A 20,732-nucleotide genomic window follows, 5' to 3' on the forward strand; every position below is an offset into this window, starting at 1 on the left:
GGGACAGATGTCGTTACAGATCAGGATCAAAAAATCGGGGCTTCCAGCACACAGTCGTAGCGCTGCTGGCCGACATGCCGCGTCGGTGGCGCGACGCTGGAACAGGTCGGCCTGGCAAACCGGCAACGCGGATGAAACGCGCAGCCGTCGGGTAGCTGCAGGGGGCTTGGCGGCTCACCCTGCAACGGCTCGCCGGGCAACGAGCGATCCGGATCGATTTCCGGAATCGCCTGAATCAGCGCAGCGGTATAGGGGTGACGCGGCGAGAGAAAGACTTCCTCTACCGGGCCTTCTTCAACAATTTTGCCCAGGTACATGACCGCCACCCGATCGCACAGGCGACGCACGATGGCCAGGTCATGGGCAATGAACAGAATCGCCAGGTTCATGCGCTGGCGCAGCTCCAGCAGCAGGTTGATGATCTGCCCTTGAATCGAGACGTCCAGTGCCGCCACACACTCGTCGGCAATGATCAGCCGTGGCTCGATGGCCAGCGCGCGGGCGATACCGACACGCTGACATTGTCCGCCGCTCAAGGCACCCGGCTTGCGTTCGGCAAATTCGGGCCGCAGACCGACCATGTCGAGCAGTTCGATAACCCGCGCCGGAATGTCGGAAGTGGCGACCTTGCGCTGCACGGCGAGCACCTCGGCCAGCGTCGCACCGATGGTCATGCGCGGGTTGAGCGAAGAGGACGGGTCCTGAAAGACCATCGCGGTTTCGCTGCGCAGGCGTTGCAGATTGATACCGCTGCCCTGGGCCATGTCGACGTCATCGAAGACGATCTGCCCGGAGGTGATGTCATTCAGGCGCAGAATAGCCCGCCCCAGCGTGCTCTTGCCGCTGCCGGACTCGCCGACCAGACCCAGCGTTTCACCCGCACAAATGCTCAGCGACACCCCGTTGACGGCGTGCACCCAACGCTTTTTGAGACCGAGGAAACCCGAGCCGGGGGCCGGGAAGCGCACCACCAGATCATTGACGTTCAGCAGTGTGGTGCCGCTCATGAAACGGCCTCCCGGGATTGCACCAACGGGTGGTGACAGGCCGCAGCATGGGCAACGCCCATCGGCCGCATCAGCGGCAGCTTGTCAGGGCAGTCTGCCCCCGCATGACTGCAGCGGGCATGAAAACGACAACCGCTTGGCAGTGCGTCGAGCAAGGGCGGCTGACCGGGAATGGTCCGTAGCAGTTCGCTGCCCGCGCTGCTGGCGGGCTGGCATTCGATCAGGCCGTGGGTATAAGGATGGCGTGCGCGAGCGAGCACGTCGCGCTTGCTGCCGTGCTCACACAGGCGACCGGCATACATCACCGCGATGGAGTCGCAGGTTTGCGCCACCACGCCGAGGTCGTGGGTGATCATGATCAACGACAGCCCGTGCCGGTCGCGCAAGTCCAGCAACAGACGCAGGATTTGCGCCTGCACCGTCACATCCAGTGCGGTGGTCGGCTCATCGGCGATCAGGACCTGCGGCCCACAGCCCAGCGCTACGGCAATCATCGCGCGCTGGCGCATGCCACCGGAAAATTCGTGGGGGAAGTTATCCACACGCGACGCCGGATCGGGAATGCCGACCTGGCGCAAAAGATCGATGGCCTGCGCCCGGGCTTCACGCTTCGACGCGCCCTGATGCAGACGCACACCTTCGGCGATCTGCTCGCCGATGCGCATCAGCGGGTCCAGGTGGCTGCTGGGATTCTGGAAAATCATGCCGATCCGCCGTCCGCGCATGGCACGCATTGCAGCGGCATCCAGCGTCAACAGATCGACATCATTGAGGCGTACCGAGCCGCCGCGCACGTGCAGATCCGGCGACGGCATCAATTGCATCAACGCCCGGCAGGCCATGGTCTTGCCAGAGCCACTTTCACCGACCAGCCCTAGAATCTCGCCCTGGTGCAGGTCGAACGACAACCGGTCAACCAAGGTCACTTCGCGATTTCGATGGTTCGCTGCATGGCTCGCCACCACGCTCATCTCGCTGACCTGCAGCACGGGCGTACTCATTGCCGTTCTCCCAGGGTTTCGGCGACGCCGTCCGCCAACAGGCTGAAGCCCATAGCCAACGTCACGATGGCCAGGCCCGGAAAGGTGCAGATCCACCACGCCGAGGTGAGGAACGCCTGCCCTTCGGCGACCATGGTCCCCCACTCCGCCATCGGTGGTTGCACACCCAGGCCCAGATAGCTGACCGATGCGCCGCTGAGCAGCACCAGAACCGCGTCAGACATGGAAAACACAATCGAGCCGAACATCGCGTTGGGCAGCAGATGGCGGAACAGGATACGCAAGTGACCAAAACCCAGGCTTTTGGCCGCCAAGGCAAAATCGCTTTCCTTGAGCACCAGGATCTGTGAGCGGATCAGCCGCGCATAAGACACCCAGCCCACCAGTGCCATGGCGATGTAGAAGCTGCCCAGGCCCGGCCCGAGAATCGCGATGATCGCCAGCATCAACACCAGAAACGGGAACGCCAGCACGATGTCGATCACGCGCATGCACAGGTTGTCGAAGCGCCCGCCAATGTAGCCCGACAAGGCGCCGATGAAGGTCCCGATCATGAACGGGAAGATCACCCCGAGCACGCAGATCTGCAGGTCGACGCGTGCCGCCCAGATCACTCTGGACAGAATGTCGCGACCAAAATTGTCGGTGCCGAACGGATGCGCGAGGTGCGGCGCGAGCATGCGCAGCTCGGTGTTCTGGTAGATCGGGTCGTAAGGTGCCAGCCATGGCGCAAACAGCGCCAGTATCAGCCACCCGCCCAGTAAGCAGCCGCCCAGCAGCATCGCCAGCCGGCCATTGCGCAAACGCAGGCGCAGCCGGGAACGCCAGTGCGGACGAAGATGCGCATGGGCCACGGTCATTTGATATTCACCCGCGGGTCGATGGCCACCGTGGCCACATCGGCAAGGAAGTTCACGATCACCGTGGCGCATGCCAGCACCATCGCCACACCCTGCACCACCATGTAATCGCGGCTGAAGATGCCGCGCACCAGCAACTGACCGATGCCGGGAATCGCAAACAGACTTTCGATCACCACGGTGCCGCTGATCAGCCAGCCGATGTTCACCGCCAGCAGGTTGATCGAAGGCACCAGCGAATTGGGCAACACGTGGCGCCGAAACAGCGCACTTTCACTGAGGCCACGCGCCCGGGCCGCCGTCACATGATCGGCTTGCAGCTCCACGAGCATGCTCGCACGCAGGTTGCGAATCAGCACCGCAGACAGGGCCAGAGCGATGGTCAGACAAGGCAGCACCAGGTGATGAACCTTGTCCAGCCAGTCGCTGCCGTAGCCCGACACCGGAAACCAGCCAAGCTGCACACTGAACATCAGGATCAGCATGATCCCCAGCCAGAACGCCGGCATGCCCAGCCCGGTGGTGGTGAAGACGCGGATGAGGTTGTCGCTCCAACTGCCTTTGTTGCGCGCCGCGAGCGTGGCGAGGGGCACGGCAATCAGCAACGCCAGCAGAACGCTGCCCAACACCAGAAATACGGTGGGCTCGATCCGTGTGCTGATCAGCTTGAGTACGTCTATCTTGTACAGCAGCGATTTACCCATATCGCCCTGCACCAGGTTTTTCATGAAATACACGTACTGTGTCCACAGAGGATCATCCAGACCATACTGGGCGCGGATGTTGGCCAAGGCCTGCGGTGTGGAACGCGAACCCAGCAGGATGCGCGCCGGATCGCCGGGGATCGAACGCACCAGAATGAAGGTGACCAGGCTGATGCCGAACAGCACCGGCAGCAGCTGCAACGGACGCTGGAGAATGAAGCGATAACGACCCAGATTCATCAGACGCCCCGATGCTGTGACAGAAAATTCAGCAGGACCGGAAAGTACGCCGCCGCCCCCTCTACGTAAAAGGGCAGAGCAAAGTTGTAGTCGAACATTGACCATCCGTCGACTTTGATTGTTTTCAGCTCATCCGGCCTGTGTTCATAGCCCATTGCATTGCACCTTTGCGGACGACGCTCATGGCATCAACCCTATCCTGCAAGGCGAGCGCAGACAGCTAGCAATTCTTATAGGTTTTACAGGATTGGCAGCCGATTGGGCGCACGCGTGGCACCGTCCTTGCTAATTGCTATATTAGGGCCCTACATCGGCTCAATGACAAAGGAGGTCATGCCATGCATATCAGGTTGTCGGATTTCAATTCGCGGCTGCAGTCTGCATCCACGCTGGATCAGCAAATGGATTGCGCGCTGCTGCTGGCATCGGATCTCGGATTCGATGCCGTAATTTATGACTACAGCCCGGTGCCGGTGTCCCATGATGGAGCACTGATCACCCCGTCGCTGCTGTCATTGCGCAATACACCTGCGGACTGGTACGCGCTTTGGTGCAGTCAGGGCTATTACCAGATCGATCCGGTGCAACACCTGGCCGTCGCCAGCGTCTCGCCTTTTGTATGGTCATACCAGCCCAGGGCCGAGACGGTCCTGAAAACCTTCATCACGGATATGCACAAGCCGGTGGTGCGCTATCTGCATGACTCACATATGACCTGTGGCGTGACGGTGCCGATCCACATGCCCAAAGGCGGTTTCGCCACATTGACCGGTCTGTGTGCGGACGGCAGCGACGTCGCCCTTGAGGACGCCCGCCAGAGCCTGGCGGAGTTCGGCCTGCTGGCTCACGCCTTTCAGGAGGTCGCCTACCCGCTGTTCGATCAGAAAATTCGCTCGTGCAATGCGATCAGGCTGACCCCGCGCGAGCGCGAATGCCTGAGCTGGTCTGCCGAGGGCCTGACGGCCAGAGAGATTGCCGATCAGCTCAACCGCTCTGTCGCCACGGTGACCTTGCACCTGAATTCGGCCATGCAGAAGCTGGGGGCCAAAAACCGTGTACAAGCGGTAGTGCGTGCCGTTCATTACCGTTTACTCGACCACTGACCGGTTTATCGGCCAAAACCTATCATTTTCTATAGTTATGAGGCGCAAGACGCCGCGCTATGGTGCCCCCAAACTATCCAGCAGGGACCGGCGACATGGCAGATATGACGATCAAGGAAGGTTTTGCGCCTTTTGGCGACTATCAGACGTGGTATCGCATCACAGGCGACCTGCACGGTCCCGGCACACCATTGGTCATTCTGCACGGCGGCCCCGGTTGTACGCACGACTACGTCGATTCGTTCAAGGACATCGCCAGCACCGGCCGGGCCGTTATCCACTACGACCAGTTGGGTAACGGAAAGTCGACCCATTTGCCCGACAAGGGTCGCGACTTCTGGACGGTCAAACTGTTCCTGAGTGAGCTGGATAACCTGCTTGAGCACCTGGGCATCGAAAACAACTACGCATTGCTGGGCCAGTCGTGGGGCGGCATGCTGGCTTCAGAGCATGCCGTGCGTCAGCCCGAAGGGCTGAAAGCGCTGATCATCGCCAACTCCCCCGCAGACATGCGCACCTGGGTAAGTGAGGCCAACCGGCTGCGCGAGGATCTGCCATCTGACGTACAGGCCGCGTTGCTCAAGCATGAAAAAGCGGAAACCTTGAAAGACCCGGAATACCTGAAAGCCTCGCGAGCATTCTATGACCGTCACGTGTGCCGCATCACACCGTGGCCGGAGGAGGTAAAACGTACCTTCGACGCGATTGACGCCGATCCGACCGTGTACCACGCCATGAATGGCCCTACCGAGTTTCACGTTATCGGCACGATGAAGGACTGGACCATCGTCGATCGCCTGAAACTCATCAGCGTTCCGACCTTGCTGATTTCCGGTAAGTATGACGAAGCCACACCGCTCGTCGTGAAGCCCTATGTGGATAACGTCCCCACCATCAGTTGGTCTGTTTTCGAAGAGTCCAGTCACATGCCCCATGTAGAAGAGCGAATGGCCTGCATGGGATGCATCGCAGGTTTTCTGGACACGTTGGTCGAATCGGTTGAAGAGTCCGCAGCTTGATGTTCAGGCCTGATGGATCCACGCCCTGAGAGTTGCATTATTAGAATAAATACTTTAGTAGCATTCACCCGACTAACGGTTAACTTTGCTCACAGTGTTACTGGAACTTTTTGCCAACATACAGCTGCCTTACAGCAGATAGTTGCAAAAGGCCATTATGAAATAACTTTCATCGCTATTTTGTTAAAGCTCTCTCGTTTTCAGCAGAAAAACAGTTACTGGAAGGAAAGTATTGGCCTTCCGCCTGTTTTGCCGCTGGAGGCAACCATGAACCTCAGATCGTTAAGTATTTCACGCAGGGCCTCCCTGTGCTTTGGCGTCATTACCTTACTGTTGATCGGTCTGGGTGCTTTCTCTTACGTGCAGATCGACCATCTGCGCAAGGCTGAGCAGAACATCGAAGAAAACTCACTGCCCAGCATCCAGGTAGTCGACGACATTCAGATCGCCCTGCTTCACGCTCGCCTGGAAAGCATCAGGATGCTTGCGAGCACCGATCCCGCTGTACACGCCACCGCGGAAGCCAAGGTCCGGGAAGCGATCGAGGCGCTGCGTGCCAACAGCGACTTTTATCAAAAACACCTGCTTTCAGGTGAAGCCGACCGCGCGCAATTCGAAGAAGCCAACAACAAGATGAGCGTATACATTGATGGCTTGAAACAGGTGGTCGCGCTGGACACCTCTGATCATGAAAGAGCGGTCTCCCTTGCCAACGGAGAGCAGGCCCAAAAGGCCACTGCGTACCAGGAAAAACTTACCAGACTGCGCGAGCAAAATGCCACGGAAGCCGTGAGCTCCGGGAAAGATGCAACCGAGGTCTACAATCACAGCGTCAACGTCCTGATGATTGTGCTGATCGCAGCGTTCCTGCTTACCGTGGTCCTCGCGATTGCCCTGACACGCAGCATCGTCGACCCGATCAGCGTCTCGCTTAAACTCGCAGAAGACATCGCCGCCGGTGACCTGACCCGACAACTTAGCGTTGCCGGCAGTGATGAAGCATCACGCTTGATGACGGCCCTGAATACCATGTCGGGGAACCTGCGCACCACCATTCACGAAATTTCCGGCGCCTCCGCACAACTGAGCACTGCCGCCGTCGAGATGACGTCGATCACCGAAAGTGCCGACCGCACGCTGCAGCAGCAGAACAGCGAAATCGAGCAGGCTGCTACTGCGGTAAACGAAATGAGTGCTGCCGTAGAAGAGGTCGCTCGTAATGCTACGTCGACCTCGCAGGCCGCCCAACAGTCGAGCCTTTCCGCCGACCTGGGTAACCAGCGCGTTAACGAAACCCTGACGGCCATGCAGAACCTGATAGGCCTGGTCGAGGGCTCTTCAGCGCAAGTCACTGCGCTGGCTGGCCAGGCTCAGGACATCAGCAAAGTGCTGGGCGTGATTCGCGGTATTGCCGAACAGACCAACCTGCTGGCACTCAACGCAGCCATCGAAGCGGCGCGTGCCGGTGAACAGGGTCGCGGCTTTGCTGTGGTAGCCGATGAAGTGCGGGCTTTGGCGCATCGCACACAGACGTCCACCCAGGAAGTCGAACAGATGATTTCTGCGATTCAGGCCGGTTCTTCCGCCACGGTCGAGTCAATGCAGAAGAGCACTGAGGAAGTTCACAGCACCCGCAAGACGGCAGAGGACGCCGGAGAGTCGCTGCGTCAGATCACCAACTCGGTACTCGAGATCAATAACCGTAACCTGCAGATCGCAGCGGCCTCCGAGCAGCAGGCGCATGTAGCGCGTGATGTCGACAGAAGCCTGGTCAGCATTCGCGACCTGGCCGTGCAGAGCAGCGAAGGCACCCGTCAGACCCTGATCGCCAGTACCGAACTTTCGCAGTTGGCGGTCAACCTGAATGATCTGGTGCTGCGCTTCAAGACGTAATCCAGAACAACACCCACACATGCCGGGCATGACAGAAGGGCAGCAGATTCGTCTGCTGCCCTTCTTTTATAGCGTCAGTACCGTTTTCGGCAAAAAACCCGCAATGGTTCCTCCAGCCGGCGGTCCCCTCCTCTCAAAAACTGTGAGCCGCGTCTCTCTGCTGACAGCCTTTCAGACACATAGTCTTCATTAGTTGAAATAGGATCCATAAAGACCTATTTACAAGCACAGGCTATTTGAAAAAGCCCGCAACGTTGACAGGGGCATTGAACTCATTCAATAGTTGGCGTCGAACAACACAATATTTATGTAAGCCACGATCAGGTATGACACGATCACTTCCTGCACGGGATCGGCAGCGCCCGGCGTACCGCCAAGGCCGCATCAGTGCTTTTATGACCAGGGTGACACATTTTGAACAACAAACTGACTTCAGCAGAGCTGGCAGTCATCAGTGAAATCGAGGCCACTTCCAGTCTTTTACGACTGGTGACCCGGCTGACCGGGCTGAGATTTGCGGCAATTGCCAAAGTAACCGAGGCCAGCTGGACCGCATGTGCTGTATACGATGAAATCCAGTTCGGGCTGGAACCCGGTCATCAGCTCAAGCTGGAGACCACGTTCTGCAATGAGTTGCGTCAGCACCGCCAGCCTATCGTGATCAACGAAGTCGCGACCGACCCCGTCTACGCAGAGCATCCCATTACTAAAATGTACGGTTTCCAGAGCTACTTCTCGTTGCCGATCATTTTTCCCAACGGAGAGTTCTTCGGCACCCTGTGTGGCCTGGATACCAAGCCTGCGCCACTCGATGACGCCAATACCCTCGATACCCTGAAAGTGTTTTGCACGCTGATCGCCAGCACGCTGTATGCGCACTATCAATTGCAGGAAATGCAGGAAGTCACCGCTTAAGGCATGGAATGCCTCAGACGCGCAGTTGCCGCTCCATGATTAATGTGCGCTCCTCTCCCTCCAGATGCTCCCGCACCACGTTGAAACCCAGCGCCAAGTAGAACGCCTGCGCAGTCAAGGATGACGGTACAACCATTCGCACCGCGCCCGCATTGCGTGCGACAGCCTCCAGCTCGGCCATCAATAAACGCCCGATCCCCTGCCTATGCCTGTCAGGGTCGACGAATACCGAGCGCACGACCTCCCCCTCCAGACTCGCAGTGCCCACCACCACATTGCCCTCTGACGCCACGAACACCTGACGCTGCAGCATGAACCGCTCGATCGCACCCGGGCCGAAACCCGATTGCACGCGCTCGATCACGCTGACGGGATAATCCCTGGAATTGCTGGTTCGCAAGGCCGCCAATATTACTCGACTGATGGCATCCGCTTCGGCTATGCGGGCGGGTCGTACCTTGATGCTCATGGCGTGGTTCCTGGTTACCCTGCAGTAGGTGAATTCATTTCGAACGCGCAATGGCAAGCAAGACACCGCTCATACGGCGAAGGATTTGCGCACTCATCATACAAAAAATGTAGGCGAACAGCCCGAATAACGACGTTCGATCAACTTATTTTCGGCCAGTCGACGAATGGTAGTGCTCACAAGATACCGTAAACAAATGGCCAACCCCTCGCCGTGCGCGGCTTGAACAACGATAGCGTTCAAAAAATCCGATCTGCGGCCGATTAATCGGTATCTCGCCGCTGTGGTCGGAATATTTTCGTCTGTTAAAGTGAGTTTCGTGATGTCATATAGTCATCATCGAGCACCCATTGAGAATTGTCATGAACGCCAGTGCCCCTATTCCCTTGAATGAAACGCAACGTCTGTTGCGCATACGGGAGCTGTGCGTGCTTGAAGATACGTCCGATGACGTATTCGATGAAATCGTCGCGATGACCGCTGCCTTTTTCGAGACGCCGATTGCCTTGATCTCGATCGTCGATGAGCACCGTCAGTGGTTCCGCGCAAGGGTAGGCCTGAATGCCCGCGAAACGCCGCGCAACGTGTCCTTCTGCGCCTACACCATCCTTTCCGACACACTGTTCGAGATTCCCGACGCCACGCTCGACGAGCGCTTCGTCAACAACAGCCTGGTGACCGGACACCCTGACATTCGCTACTACGCAGGCGCGCCACTGATCACCGATGACGGCATTGCCCTGGGCAGCCTGTGTGTGATTGATACCAAGCCGCGCGAGCCGATGAGCGAGTACCAGACGCAGATGCTCAAGCGCTTTGCGTCGCTGGTCATGAAACGCATTGTCGGCCTCAGGCTCAGTTGCTTTATCGACCAGCCCACCGGCTTATACAACCGCTCGCGCCTGCAGGAAGATATTCATCAGGCCGTGGCATCCAGTGTCGATTATCAGTTGGTCGTGGTGGACATGATTACCTCCGCGTTCCTCAACGATATCGTCAAGGCCCTGGGTTACAGCTTCTCCCAGGACCTGGTAACAGGTATCAAGAGCCGCTTGGAGCGCCTGTTGCCGCCGACCTGTTCTTTATACAAGGTCAGTCCTACGCGCTTCGGCTTTCTGTTGGCAGGCGACCGTACGCCCGAACACCTGTTCCGCACCATCCTCAAGGATTTCGAGACGCCCGTTGAGTGCCGGGGAATTCCGGTGCAGATGCAGGTCGGCCTGGGCGTCGTGACCCTTAACCGTAATCCGGTCGAAGAACAGGACTGGATGCGCATGGTGATCAGCGCTGCCGACGATGCCCGCGACCGCGACCTCGGCTGGGCGATGTATGAACCGCACTTTGACGCCGCCCAGCAGCGTGCTTTCAAATTGCTCAGTTCGTTGACCGGGGCGGTGCATGCTGACGATCAACTGCGTCTGGTCTACCAACCGCGCATCGACCTCCACTCTGGCCTGTGCACCTCGGTAGAGGCCTTGCTGCGCTGGAATCACCCGACGCTCGGCGCCATCGGGCCTGCCGAGTTCGTGCCGCTGGCCGAGAAGACCGCTCTGATGCGCCCGCTGAGCCTCTGGGTGCTGACCAGTGCAATCGAACAGGCCGCTCGTTGGCAGCAGCAGGGTTTCGATTTCCGTATTGCGATCAACGTGACGCCCGAAGACCTCACCGGCCCGGCGTTCACCGACCGGATGATACGCCTGCTGGGCAAGCACAAGATTGACCCCACCCGCTTTGAGCTGGAGTTCACCGAAGGCGCGTTGATGCACAACCCGGCAGAAGTGCGCCACCAGCTGGAGCGCATGCGCCAGGAGGGCATGGATGTGGCGATCGATGACTTCGGTACGGGCTACAGCAACTGGAATTACCTGCGGCAGCTGCCTGCGACGACGGTCAAGCTCGACCAGTCGCTGATCCGCAATCTGGCGTCCGACAAAACCGATCAGCGTCTGGTCAAGGCATTGATCGGTCTGGCCAAGAAACTTGGCTACTGCGTCGTGGCCGAGGGCATCGAAACCGACGAGATTCGTCGCCTGGTCAAGCAGTGGGGCTGCGATGAAGGTCAGGGTTATCTGATCGCCAAACCCATGGAAGCCGAGGCGTTGCTGAACTGGCTGGGCCCCAACCAGCGCCTGCAGAGTGCCTCCGAAGCCGCAGAAGCCGCCGTCATCCGCGACAAACGGTTATAACCTTAGAACACATCTTCATAACCGATTACAACGCAAGCCGTTATGCTGCCCGCCACTTTTTGCCTGATGCGTTTGCTTGAAAAAGGTTGGATATGGAAGCGGGTGGTCTGGGTTTCGTAGTTGCAGGGCTGGTAGTCGGTTTCATCGTGGGCATGACCGGAGTCGGCGGCGGCTCGCTGATGACCCCGATACTGCTGTGGTTCGGGATCAATCCGGCCACGGCGGTCGGCACGGACTTGCTGTACGCGGCGATTACCAAATCCGGCGGGGTTCTGGTTCATCGCAGGAACGACAACATCGACTGGAAAGTTACCGGGCTGCTGACCCTGGGCAGCGTCCCGGCGGTGCTCATGACGCTGTGGTTTCTGAGCACCCTGCACACCGCCCCCGAAGCACTTAACGCTATCATCAAGCAGGCCTTGGGCTATGTGCTGCTGCTTACCGCACTCGCCGTTCTGTTCAAGAAAAAACTGCTGGCCTTCGCTCATCGGCGCGGAGACGGGTACTCGTTTTTCAGCGGCACCAGCCTGACGGTACTGACCGTCATCACCGGTCTGATCCTCGGCACCATGGTTGCACTCACCTCCATCGGTGCAGGCGCGCTGGGCACGGTGGCCCTGTTCATCCTCTATCCATTGCTGCCGACCCGACGTCTGGTGGGTACGGAGATCGCCCATGCGGTCCCGCTCACGCTGGTCGCAGGCCTGGGTCATGCGAGCATGGGCAACATGAACTGGGAGTTGCTGGGCTGGCTGCTGATGGGCTCACTGCCCGGCATCTACCTGGGCAGCCACATGGCCGGCCGCGTCTCCGATGACCTGCTACGGCCCTTCCTGGCCATCATGCTGGGCACGATCGGCTTCAAGCTGGCGTTCTGATCGGCGCCTATCCATCAGCCTGTCACATTTCTGAGTCAGGCTTGCCCACGAACATAGCCTCGAAAGCCGCAGAGCCGGTTTGCTTGCAGGCTGTGCGCACTCATCGGGAATTGTAATTTTTTGTAGCGAGACACCGATTTTCGGCGCAGGATTTCGTGCGTCAGCTTCAGCGCCGATGACCCGGCACAGACTTACCCTCACTGAAAGGAGATGCCAACAATGCTCATCCGAATTGAAGAAGGTGTATATGGCGACGCTTGGGTTGTAATACTGGACGACTACCCGGTCAAATGCCGGAGCTGGCAGGAAGCCAGAGAATTTGCCGACCGCATGAAATCCAGAATCGACGCGCCTCATTCGCTGCCGCATATGGCACGCCGCGCAGCCGCCGAGATAAGCGTTCAGGCGGCCGCCCGCTAGACCGCCCCCTCCCCGCGAATTAATCCCTACAGCGTTGCCAGACAATGGGCGACGCTGCTTCACCCTGTCATCTTCGCCCTGTCATAACGCCGCTTGAATTATCGAACCACTTCTCGTTTCCATGACATCCGTTTCACATCCCCTTCACGTCCGGCTGCGTAAATTGGCCCTACTCCTTTGATGAATCCCATTTGGCCCACCCCGTTGTGGGCCATTTTTTTGCCTGCAGAAAAGTGCCGGTGCTCCCGCGCTGATGCGGCGGGATTACTCGTTTTGCGCTGCGGGCGACGATGATACAGCCAGCACTTGGCTGCCCAATACGCCAGCATTCAGCTCTGCCAGCCGATCACTGCCGGTGCCATTGGCAACGTAATTGCTCCAGCTCGCCACCGAAACTGCCATCCAACCCAGCACAAACAACGCAGCTGCCTGTAACGCCCACTTGGTCATGATCGACATACGCTTTCTCCTTGTTCAGGTCTGGATGGCAAGCATGTAAACACCTCACCATTGCAGAAGAATTGCAGAGATTTTTATTTTTGCCAGCCGACATTCCACCTTTGTGAGCAAAGGTGTCGAAAAACAGGAGGGAGCGATCTACATGAGGAAATACCCACGCCCGCAGGCGGGGTATTTTTGAAAAGCGGGGTCAGTACTTGGTGCTTTGCTGCTCAGGTCTGGCCGGTGTGTCCACATGACTCGGACCCGCAATCAGCAGAGCCAGCACGCCAACGATTGGCACGGCAACAACGACAATGATCCACATCAGCTTGTTGCTGGATTGTGTCTTGCTCTTGCGAATACGCAGTACTGCCCAGATGTCCGAAATCACGATCAGGGCGGTCAGCGCTGCGAACAACCACAAATGATTTTCCGATATCCAACCCATTTGAAATCTCCTGCACCATCAACGAAGGCAACCAGATCGGCTGCCCTACTGTAGAAGAGGTCAAAAAGAGCCTTAAAGTTCAGAGAATATTTCGGATTGTGACCGGGTGCTCAGCGCAGCGGCAAGAGCGTCCAGAACGGCACGCCCAAGCAGAGCATGGGCACGATAGGCGTATTCCTCTGCACATCGCTCCTCACACTCCAGCGTGGGAATGCCGTTCGTGAAGCTGCGCGCCACACTTCCGTCAGGTAATCGGTGCCGGGTTGAAGAGCGTGATGTCGTTGTGCAGCCGGTAATGCTCGGTCCAGGTCTTCTTCTTGCCGCTGGCCACGTCCAGGTAGAAGTGGAAAAGCTCCCAACCCAGGTCCTCGATGCTCGCGCGTCCGGTCGCGATGCGTCCGGCGTCTATGTCGATCAGGTCAGGCCAGCGCTGGGCCAGTTCGGTGCGGGTCGAGACCTTCACCACCGGCGCCATCGCCAGGCCGTACGGAGTACCGCGGCCGGTGGTGAACACGTGCAGGTTCATGCCGGCAGCCAGTTGCAAGGTGCCGCAGACAAAGTCACTGGCCGGTGTCGCGCAGAAGATCAAGCCCTTGCCGCTGACCCGCTCGCCCGGGCCGAGTACGCCGTTGATGGCGCTGCTGCCTGACTTGACGATCGACCCTAGAGACTTCTCGACGATGTTCGACAACCCGCCCTTCTTGTTGCCCGGCGTGGTGTTGGCGCTGCGATCAGCCTCGCCTTTGGCCAGATAGCGGTCGTACCAGTCCATTTCCCGCACCAGCGCCTGTGCGACGTCCTGATCCTGTGCGCGGGAAGTCAGCAAATAGATGGCATCCCGCACTTCGGTCACTTCGGAAAACATCACTGTCGCCCCAGCGCGCAACAGCAGATCCGATGCGTAACCCAGCGCCGGGTTGGCGGTAATGCCGGAAAACGCATCACTGCCGCCGCACTGCATGCCCAGAATCAACTCCGACGCCGGAACCGTTTCGCGACGCCGCAGATCCAGCTTTTTCAAACGTGTTTCGGCCAGCTCCATGATTTGTTCGATCATTTCATTGAAGCCATGACTGGAGTCCTGCAAGCGATACAGCCAGGGCTCGCTGAGGTCCACCGAGCTGTCGCCCTCATGCATGACCTGCCCGGCCTGCAACTTCTCGCAGCCCAGGCTGATCACCAGCGCTTCGCCGCCCAGGTTCGGGTTACGCGCCAGGTTGCGTACTGTACGAATCGGGATGTAGGCATCGGTGGCCGTGATTGCCACGCCGCAACCATAGCTATGGGTCAGCGCCACGACGTCATCGACGTTCGGGTACTTGGGCAACAACTCGTCACGGATGCGCTTGACCGCGTGGTCGAGCACACCGGTCACGCACTGCACGGTAGTGGTGATGCCGAGAATGTTGCGAGTGCCCACTGTGCCGTCGGCGTTGCGATAGCCTTCGAAGGTGTAACCCTCGAGCGGCGCCTGCTTTTCCGGCACGGCATCGGACATCGGCAGGCTGTCGAGCGCAGGCGCGGAAGGCATGCGCAACTGGTCTTCCCTGACCCAACTGCCGCGCGGTATTGGTTGCAATGCATAGCCAATGGTGTGGCCGTAACGAATCACGGCTTCGCCCACGGCCAGGTCAACGGTGCTGACCTTGTGGCTCTGCGGTACGTTATCGACAGTGACCAGGCCGTTGTCGAATTCGGTTCCGGCCGGCACACCCTGGTCGTTGACCACGACCACGACGTTATCCAGCGGATGCAGCCGGATATAGCGTGGCGAATCGGCATGTTGAATCAGGTTCATCACGGTTTCCTCAGGATTTTGCTTCGGAAAGGTCGCTGACCGAGTCGTTCAGCAATGGCCCCTTGGCAGGCGGCTCTTTCAATTCCACACGCTTGATTTCACCCACGATGAAAATGTAACTGATCACCGCCAGCAGCGCGTTGGCGCCCACGAACACCAGCGCCCATTTGAACGAGCCGGTGCTGCTGATGATGTAGCCAATCACGATCGGAGTGGTGATCGATGCAATGTTACCGAAGGTGTTGAACAGGCCGCCGCTCAAACCGGCGATCTGCTTGGGCGACACGTCGGACATCACAGCCCAGCCCAGCGCACCCACGCCCTTGCCGAAGAATGCCAGGGCCATGAAGCCCACGACCACCCATTCGATGTCGACGTAGTTGCAGGTCACGATCGAGGTCGACAGCAGCAGGCCTCCGATGATCGGCGCCTTGCGGGCGAAGGTCAGCGAATGGCCCTTGCGCAGCAGGTAGTCGGAAATGATCCCGCCCAATACCCCGCCGATGAAGCCGCAGATAGCCGGCAGAGAGGCGATGATGCCAGCCTTGAGGATGGTCATGCCGCGCTCCTGAACCAGGTACACCGGGAACCAGGTCAGGAAGAAGTAGGTGATGCCGTTGATGCAGTATTGGCTGAGGTAGATACCCAGCATCATGCGGTTGGTCAGCAACTGGCGGATGTAATCCCACTTTGGGCCGCTGCTGGCTGTTTTTTGCGCGCCTTTACCCTTGTCCTGATCCAGATCGACCAGCGCGCCATTGCTGGAAATGTGCTCCAGTTCGGCCTCGTTGATCATCGGGTGGTTGCGCGGGCCGTAGATGACCTTCATCCAGATCATGGAGAACACGATACCGAACGCGCCCATCACGACGAACACGTGCTGCCAGCCGTAGGTGTAAACGATCCAGCCCATCAGCGGAGCGAACAGCACGGTGGCGAAGTACTGCGCCGAGTTGAAGATCGCCGAGGCGGTGCCGCGCTCGGCAGTCGGGAACCAGGCGGCGACGATGCGCGCGTTGCCCGGGAAGGACGGCGCTTCGGCCAGACCGACCAGAAAGCGCAGCATGAACAGCGCAACGATTGCCGTGGAGACGCCGAACTCGCCCACATAGCCTTGCAGCAGGGTGAACAGCGACCAGGTGAAAATGCTCATGGCATAGACTTTCTTCGACCCGAAACGGTCAAGCAGCCAGCCACCGGGAATCTGACCGGCCACGTAGGCCCAGCCGAATGCGGAGAAAATATAGCCCAGAGTGACGGCACTGATGCCCAGGTCTTTCTGAATGCTGGAACCAGCGATAGCGATGGTGGCGCGGTCGGCGTAGTTGATCGTAGTGACCAGAAACAGCATCAACAGGATCAAATAGCGGACGTGCGTCGGCTTGGACTTTTGCATGGTAGAGCTCCCACTGATTATTTTTTTACGCGGGTAAATCTGTTTTTTGGGTGTAGCGTTACAGGCCCCTTGGCAGTATCACGGCGACGACATCTGCCACCTGTAAGGGTCATGCAGTGCAATGAAAAAACCGCTGATCGCTCAGCGGCTTTGTCGTGGCAGGTGTTATTGCTTGCCTTGCTTGTCCATCAGAGCGGCGAGCATGTCGCACTCGTCTGGCGTCAGATCGGTCAACGGCGCGCGCACCGGACCTGCGTCATAACCTGCGATCTTCGCGCCGGCCTTGACGATACTCACGGCATAGCCAGCCTTGCGGTTGCGGATTTCCAGGTAAGGCAGGAAGAAATCGTCGATGTATTTACCGACCGCCTGATGATCGTCGCGGGCGATGGCGTGGTAGAAGTCCATCGCCAGTTTCGGTACGAAGTTGAACACGGCAGACGAGTAGACCGGCACGCCCAGCGCCTTGTAGGCAGCGGCATAGACTTCAGCGGTCGGCAGCCCGCCCAGGTACGAGAAGCGGTCACCAAGACGGCGGCGGATCGAAACCATCAGCTCGATATCACCCAGGCCATCCTTGTAACCGATCAGGTTCGGGCAACGCTCGGCCAGTTGCTCGAGCAGGGTCGGCGTCAGGCGGCAGACATTACGGTTGTAGACCACCACACCGATCTTCACCGATTTGCACACGGCTTCGACGTGCGCGGCAACGCCGTCCTGGCTGGCTTCGGTCAGGTAGTGCGGCAGTAGCAGCAGACCCTTGGCGCCCAGACGCTCGGCTTCCTGCGCGTACTCGATGGCCTGACGAGTCGGCCCGCCTACACCGGCGAGGATTGGCACACTGGTGGCGCAGGTGTCGACGGCAGTCTTGATGATTTCGGAATATTCGCTGGCAGCCAGGGAGAAAAACTCACCTGTGCCGCCCGCAGCGAACAGAGCGCTTGCGCCGTACGGGGCCAGCCACTCGAGACGTTTAATGTAGCCGGCGCGGTGGAAGTCGCCCTGGGCATTGAAATCGGTTACCGGGAAAGACAGCAGACCGGACGAGAGGATGGACTTCAGTTCTTGTGGATTCATTATTCGAACACCCTGGAGGACTTAATTGTTAGAGGATCACCGGGTCAGTGCCGATGTCGTAAGTCATCGTACAACTGATAATAAAATCACTCAACAGGGATTTTCGGGTTTTTTCAGAGGGAACGGACAGAGCCCGGTTTTGACTTTTGCGCTGCCGCATAGATGTGTGACGCAGAGCGTCTGGCGCGTGAGGAACGATAGGTGTTCCCCCAGCCATCTATCGTACCCAAGCTCCAGCGTGGGTATGCCGTTCCGGACGCTCCGTGTCCTCTTTTAATCCTCAAGCCCGCTGCGATTCAGCCTCTTCATGCGCATGGCGCAGGCGTTCGCGGCTGTTGGTGAGGTGCAGGCGCATGGCCGCGCGGGCCGCATCGGAATCCTGGCGGGCGATGGCGTCGAAGATTTCTTCGTGCTCACGGCTCAGCCGATCCATGTAGTGCTGCTGGTCATCATGCGCCAGACGCGCGGAATTGAGCCGGGTACGCGGGATGATGCTGGTGCCCAAGTGGGTCATGATGTCCGTGAAGTAGCGATTGCCGGTCGACAAGGCAATCTGCAGATGGAACTGGAAGTCCGACGCCACGGCATCGGTGGCGTGTGCCGCACTTTCATTGAGCGCGTCCAGCGCCGAACGCATGGCTGCCAGTTGTTCATCACTGCGCCGCTGGGCTGCAAGGCCTGCCGACTCGACTTCCAGACTGATGCGCAACTCGAGAATCGCCAGTACATCACGCAGGGTGACGATGGTCGCAGGGTCAATCCGGAAGCCACTGGGGCTCGGCGTGTCGAGCACGAAGGTGCCGATGCCGTGACGGGTCTCGACCAGACCGGAGGCCTGCAGACGCGAAATCGCCTCACGCACGACAGTCCTGCTGACGCCCTGCTCTTCCATGATTGCGGATTCGGTGGGCAGTTTGTCGCCGCGCTTGAGCTGACCGCTGCGAATACGCTCGGACAGCTCTGTCACCAGCTCCTGCGCGAGGCTGCGGTGTTTTCTGCGGGCGCGGGGCAGAGCGCTTTGATTTTCCATCCAACATCGATCTCTGGACTGCTAAACATGGGGCTAATCATAGCTCAGCGGTTGTATGATCACACCCTCAAAAGCGCCGTGTCCCCTATAGCATCGACCTCAAAACGTTGCGAATCACGGTTGCTCGATCAATTTGCCGCCCTCGACACGCACATGCCGGTCATGAAAGCGTTTGAGGCTGCTGCGGTGCCCGACGCTGATCAGCGTCAGGCCCGGCAGCCCGTCGATGACTGCGCGGTGCATGGCCGTCTCGTCATCTTCGTCCATGGCCGAGGTGGCTTCATCCACATACAGCCAGTTCGGCGCGACCAGCAGGGCACGAGCGAACGCCACCCGCTGCTGCTCGCCCGGTGAGAGAAAACGCTGCCAGTGATTACTTTCGTCCAGACGCGGTATCAGGTGCTCCAGACGGCACTGCTCCAGTACCTCGGCAAATCGCTGAGCCGGGTAATGTTCCGCGGGTTGTGGATAACTCATCGCCTCACGCAGTGTGCCAATAGGCAGGTAAGGCCTCTGCGGCAGGAACAGCGCCGTACCGGTGGGCAAGCGAATCTGCCCCGCCCCCTCAGGCCAGAGACCGCCCAACGCCCTCAGCAACGAGCTTTTACCACTGCCCGAACGACCGCTGAGCATCACCCGCTCTCCCGCGCCGACCTGCAGACTCGCGTCGCTCAGCAATTGCCGCCCACCGGCGATGCTCAAGCCAAGATTGCGCAGGTCAAGCGTGTCGTTGGCGTGAATTCTTTCGATGGCCGGCTGCCGATCTTCATTGTCACTCATCGCCTGACAGAAGCTCAGCAGACGGTCGCTGGTGGCGCGCCATGACGCCAGCGTGCCATAGGCGCTGATGAACCAACTGAAGTTCTCCTGCACATTGCCGAATGCCGAGTTGATCTGCATCAGATCACCCAGCTCGATCTTGCCGGCGAAATACCGTGGCGCGGCCACAATGAACGGAAAGATCAGCGCAATCTGCGAATAGCCCGAGGTGAAGAACGTCAGCCGCTTCTGGACCTTCATCGACGCCCGGAAGTTATTCCAGATCATCATGAAGCGCGCGCTCAGGCGCTGGTTTTCATTGCGTTCGCCCTCGGACAAGGCAATGCTTTCAGCGTTTTCGCGCACACGCACCAGCGCAAAACGCAGGTCTGCCTCGAATCGCTCCTGCTGGTTGTTCAACGGGATCAGCCGCTTGCCGATCCAGTGGGTCAGCAGGCTGCCCACCAGCGCATAGAGCATGGCCGCCCAGAACATGTAACCAGGAATGGTGACGCCGAACACCTCGATACTGCCCGACACGCCCCAGAGGATCACTGAAAACGACACCAGACTGACCACCGCGCTCATCAAACCCAGGCCCAGGCTGAGCGTGCTGGTGGTGAACTCGTTGAGGTCTTCGGACAGACGCTGGTCAGGGTTATCGGTGTAACCGCCCTGCTCCAGGTGGTAGTAGTTCTTGTCCGCGAGCCAGCGCGCGAAGTGTCTCTCCGTCAGCCAGCGGCGCCAGCGGATGGTCAGCAACTGGGTCAGGTACAAGCGATAGACCGCCGCCAGAATGGCGATCGCGGCGATGCCGCTGAAGTACAGGATCAGGTGGGTGAACGCGGCAAGATCCTTGTTCTGCAGAGCGTTGTAGAAGTCTCGGTACCAGCTGTTGAAGAACACCGAGACCTGCACGCTGAACAGCGACAGCGCGATCACCGAGACCAGCAGCAGCCAGGCAGTGGCCTTTTCCTCACTGCGCCAGTACGGCGTTATCAGCTTCCAGACGCGGGGTAGAAAGGCTCCTTGCACAGTATCGTTGACGGCAGAATATTCAGCATTGCGATTCATGTGGTTCAGGCTCG

Annotated in this window: 20 protein-coding genes; 7 read left to right on the forward strand and 13 right to left on the reverse strand. The window is 58.9% G+C overall.

Features of this window, described 5'->3' with window-relative positions:
* Positions 1-26: 26 nt before the first annotated feature.
* From ACW55A_RS09500 to ACW55A_RS09520, 5 genes are read right to left on the reverse strand one after another with little or no spacing between them, the layout of a single operon-like run.
* A complete protein-coding gene (locus tag ACW55A_RS09500) occupies positions 27-1,007 on the reverse strand; it encodes an ABC transporter ATP-binding protein (RefSeq protein ID WP_455809114.1) in 981 nt (326 codons plus the stop codon).
* On the reverse strand, positions 1,004-2,008 hold the full coding sequence (locus ACW55A_RS09505; protein WP_072366382.1) for an ABC transporter ATP-binding protein: 1,005 nt from the start codon (positions 2,006-2,008) through the stop codon (positions 1,004-1,006). The genes ACW55A_RS09500 and ACW55A_RS09505 overlap by 4 nt, the downstream gene beginning before the upstream one ends.
* On the reverse strand, positions 2,005-2,868 hold the full coding sequence (locus tag ACW55A_RS09510; RefSeq protein WP_044309452.1) for an ABC transporter permease: 864 nt from the start codon (positions 2,866-2,868) through the stop codon (positions 2,005-2,007). The genes ACW55A_RS09505 and ACW55A_RS09510 overlap by 4 nt, the downstream gene beginning before the upstream one ends.
* Complete coding sequence (locus tag ACW55A_RS09515) at positions 2,865-3,812, reverse strand: ABC transporter permease (protein ID WP_455809113.1); 948 nt, start codon at positions 3,810-3,812, stop codon at positions 2,865-2,867. Before ACW55A_RS09515 ends, ACW55A_RS09510 begins: the two co-directional genes overlap by 4 nt.
* Positions 3,812-3,967 carry a hypothetical protein gene (locus tag ACW55A_RS09520; RefSeq protein WP_003368637.1) on the reverse strand — a complete coding sequence of 52 codons (156 nt, stop codon included), beginning with the start codon at positions 3,965-3,967 and terminating at the stop codon, positions 3,812-3,814. Before ACW55A_RS09520 ends, ACW55A_RS09515 begins: the two co-directional genes overlap by 1 nt.
* 183 nt (positions 3,968-4,150) lie before the next feature.
* Between ACW55A_RS09520 and ACW55A_RS09525 the strand changes: the two genes are divergently transcribed.
* The 4 genes from ACW55A_RS09525 (at position 4,151) to ACW55A_RS09540 (ending at position 8,742) form a co-directional block, all read left to right on the forward strand.
* Entirely contained in the window at positions 4,151-4,915 is a 765-nt protein-coding gene (locus ACW55A_RS09525) for a LuxR family transcriptional regulator (RefSeq protein WP_003368638.1), read from the forward strand.
* A gap of 95 nt (positions 4,916-5,010) precedes the next feature.
* Positions 5,011-5,934 carry a proline iminopeptidase-family hydrolase gene (locus tag ACW55A_RS09530; RefSeq protein WP_226439082.1) on the forward strand — a complete coding sequence of 308 codons (924 nt, stop codon included), beginning with the start codon at positions 5,011-5,013 and terminating at the stop codon, positions 5,932-5,934.
* Positions 5,935-6,201: 267 nt separating this feature from the next.
* Positions 6,202-7,827: a methyl-accepting chemotaxis protein gene (locus ACW55A_RS09535; protein WP_498810865.1), complete on the forward strand. Its 1,626-nt coding sequence runs from the start codon at positions 6,202-6,204 to the stop codon at positions 7,825-7,827.
* A gap of 414 nt (positions 7,828-8,241) precedes the next feature.
* Positions 8,242-8,742 (forward strand): GAF domain-containing protein, encoded by a 501-nt coding sequence (locus ACW55A_RS09540; RefSeq protein WP_003431595.1) that lies wholly within the window; start codon positions 8,242-8,244, stop codon positions 8,740-8,742.
* Positions 8,743-8,755: 13 nt separating this feature from the next.
* On the opposite strand, the gene ACW55A_RS09545 is transcribed toward ACW55A_RS09540, so the two are convergent.
* The gene (locus tag ACW55A_RS09545) at positions 8,756-9,211 is read right to left on the reverse strand and encodes a GNAT family N-acetyltransferase (protein WP_455809112.1); all 456 of its coding nucleotides are present in this window, start codon (positions 9,209-9,211) and stop codon (positions 8,756-8,758) included.
* Between the two features lie 362 nt (positions 9,212-9,573).
* Here ACW55A_RS09545 and ACW55A_RS09550 point away from each other — a divergent pair, with 362 nt between their 5' ends.
* The 3 genes from ACW55A_RS09550 (at position 9,574) to ACW55A_RS09560 (ending at position 12,695) form a co-directional block, all read left to right on the forward strand.
* The gene (locus ACW55A_RS09550; RefSeq protein ID WP_455809111.1) at positions 9,574-11,397 is read left to right on the forward strand and encodes a sensor domain-containing phosphodiesterase; all 1,824 of its coding nucleotides are present in this window, start codon (positions 9,574-9,576) and stop codon (positions 11,395-11,397) included.
* Positions 11,398-11,489: 92 nt separating this feature from the next.
* The gene (locus ACW55A_RS09555; RefSeq protein WP_003368645.1) at positions 11,490-12,275 is read left to right on the forward strand and encodes a sulfite exporter TauE/SafE family protein; all 786 of its coding nucleotides are present in this window, start codon (positions 11,490-11,492) and stop codon (positions 12,273-12,275) included.
* 219 nt (positions 12,276-12,494) lie between these two features.
* Positions 12,495-12,695 (forward strand): hypothetical protein, encoded by a 201-nt coding sequence (locus ACW55A_RS09560; RefSeq protein ID WP_003313743.1) that lies wholly within the window; start codon positions 12,495-12,497, stop codon positions 12,693-12,695.
* 264 nt (positions 12,696-12,959) lie between these two features.
* Here the strand turns inward: ACW55A_RS09560 and ACW55A_RS09565 are convergent, their stop codons facing one another.
* The 7 genes from ACW55A_RS09565 to ACW55A_RS09595 all read right to left on the reverse strand — a co-directional run bounded on the left by ACW55A_RS09565 (position 12,960) and on the right by ACW55A_RS09595 (position 20,718).
* A complete protein-coding gene (locus ACW55A_RS09565) occupies positions 12,960-13,154 on the reverse strand; it encodes a hypothetical protein (protein ID WP_455809109.1) in 195 nt (64 codons plus the stop codon).
* A 190-nt stretch (positions 13,155-13,344) separates the two neighbouring features.
* Positions 13,345-13,584 (reverse strand): PLDc N-terminal domain-containing protein, encoded by a 240-nt coding sequence (locus tag ACW55A_RS09570; RefSeq protein ID WP_003368647.1) that lies wholly within the window; start codon positions 13,582-13,584, stop codon positions 13,345-13,347.
* 244 nt (positions 13,585-13,828) lie between these two features.
* Positions 13,829-15,382: a galactarate dehydratase gene (gene garD / locus ACW55A_RS09575; protein ID WP_003368648.1), complete on the reverse strand. Its 1,554-nt coding sequence runs from the start codon at positions 15,380-15,382 to the stop codon at positions 13,829-13,831.
* Positions 15,383-15,392: 10 nt separating this feature from the next.
* Complete coding sequence (locus ACW55A_RS09580) at positions 15,393-16,778, reverse strand: MFS transporter (RefSeq protein ID WP_003431603.1); 1,386 nt, start codon at positions 16,776-16,778, stop codon at positions 15,393-15,395.
* 165 nt (positions 16,779-16,943) lie between these two features.
* On the reverse strand, positions 16,944-17,855 hold the full coding sequence (kdgD, locus tag ACW55A_RS09585; RefSeq protein WP_044309446.1) for a 5-dehydro-4-deoxyglucarate dehydratase: 912 nt from the start codon (positions 17,853-17,855) through the stop codon (positions 16,944-16,946).
* 280 nt (positions 17,856-18,135) lie between these two features.
* On the reverse strand, positions 18,136-18,885 hold the full coding sequence (locus ACW55A_RS09590) for a FadR/GntR family transcriptional regulator (protein ID WP_003313750.1): 750 nt from the start codon (positions 18,883-18,885) through the stop codon (positions 18,136-18,138).
* 114 nt (positions 18,886-18,999) lie between these two features.
* A complete protein-coding gene (locus tag ACW55A_RS09595; protein ID WP_498810864.1) occupies positions 19,000-20,718 on the reverse strand; it encodes an ABC transporter ATP-binding protein/permease in 1,719 nt (572 codons plus the stop codon).
* Between the last annotated feature and the right edge of the window lie 14 nt (positions 20,719-20,732).

It is taken from the genome of Plantibacter cousiniae (nom. nud.), from assembly GCF_977070315.1.

Coding starts and splice junctions, on each gene's coding strand:
- ACW55A_RS09560 (WP_003313743.1), top strand. CDS start 12,495: ATGCTCATCCGAATTGAAGAAGGTGTATATGGCGACGCTTGGGTTGTA.
- ACW55A_RS09510 (WP_044309452.1), bottom strand. CDS start 2,868: ATGACCGTGGCCCATGCGCATCTTCGTCCGCACTGGCGTTCCCGGCTG.
- ACW55A_RS09520 (WP_003368637.1), bottom strand. CDS start 3,967: ATGGGCTATGAACACAGGCCGGATGAGCTGAAAACAATCAAAGTCGAC.
- ACW55A_RS09515 (WP_455809113.1), bottom strand. CDS start 3,812: ATGAATCTGGGTCGTTATCGCTTCATTCTCCAGCGTCCGTTGCAGCTG.
- kdgD (WP_044309446.1), bottom strand. CDS start 17,855: ATGAATCCACAAGAACTGAAGTCCATCCTCTCGTCCGGTCTGCTGTCT.
- ACW55A_RS09500 (WP_455809114.1), bottom strand. CDS start 1,007: ATGAGCGGCACCACACTGCTGAACGTCAATGATCTGGTGGTGCGCTTC.
- ACW55A_RS09535 (WP_498810865.1), top strand. CDS start 6,202: ATGAACCTCAGATCGTTAAGTATTTCACGCAGGGCCTCCCTGTGCTTT.
- ACW55A_RS09590 (WP_003313750.1), bottom strand. CDS start 18,885: ATGGAAAATCAAAGCGCTCTGCCCCGCGCCCGCAGAAAACACCGCAGC.
- ACW55A_RS09570 (WP_003368647.1), bottom strand. CDS start 13,584: ATGGGTTGGATATCGGAAAATCATTTGTGGTTGTTCGCAGCGCTGACC.
- garD (WP_003368648.1), bottom strand. CDS start 15,382: ATGAACCTGATTCAACATGCCGATTCGCCACGCTATATCCGGCTGCAT.
- ACW55A_RS09505 (WP_072366382.1), bottom strand. CDS start 2,008: ATGAGTACGCCCGTGCTGCAGGTCAGCGAGATGAGCGTGGTGGCGAGC.
- ACW55A_RS09565 (WP_455809109.1), bottom strand. CDS start 13,154: ATGTCGATCATGACCAAGTGGGCGTTACAGGCAGCTGCGTTGTTTGTG.
- ACW55A_RS09545 (WP_455809112.1), bottom strand. CDS start 9,211: ATGAGCATCAAGGTACGACCCGCCCGCATAGCCGAAGCGGATGCCATC.
- ACW55A_RS09525 (WP_003368638.1), top strand. CDS start 4,151: ATGCATATCAGGTTGTCGGATTTCAATTCGCGGCTGCAGTCTGCATCC.
- ACW55A_RS09550 (WP_455809111.1), top strand. CDS start 9,574: ATGAACGCCAGTGCCCCTATTCCCTTGAATGAAACGCAACGTCTGTTG.
- ACW55A_RS09595 (WP_498810864.1), bottom strand. CDS start 20,718: ATGAATCGCAATGCTGAATATTCTGCCGTCAACGATACTGTGCAAGGA.
- ACW55A_RS09555 (WP_003368645.1), top strand. CDS start 11,490: ATGGAAGCGGGTGGTCTGGGTTTCGTAGTTGCAGGGCTGGTAGTCGGT.
- ACW55A_RS09530 (WP_226439082.1), top strand. CDS start 5,011: ATGGCAGATATGACGATCAAGGAAGGTTTTGCGCCTTTTGGCGACTAT.
- ACW55A_RS09580 (WP_003431603.1), bottom strand. CDS start 16,778: ATGCAAAAGTCCAAGCCGACGCACGTCCGCTATTTGATCCTGTTGATG.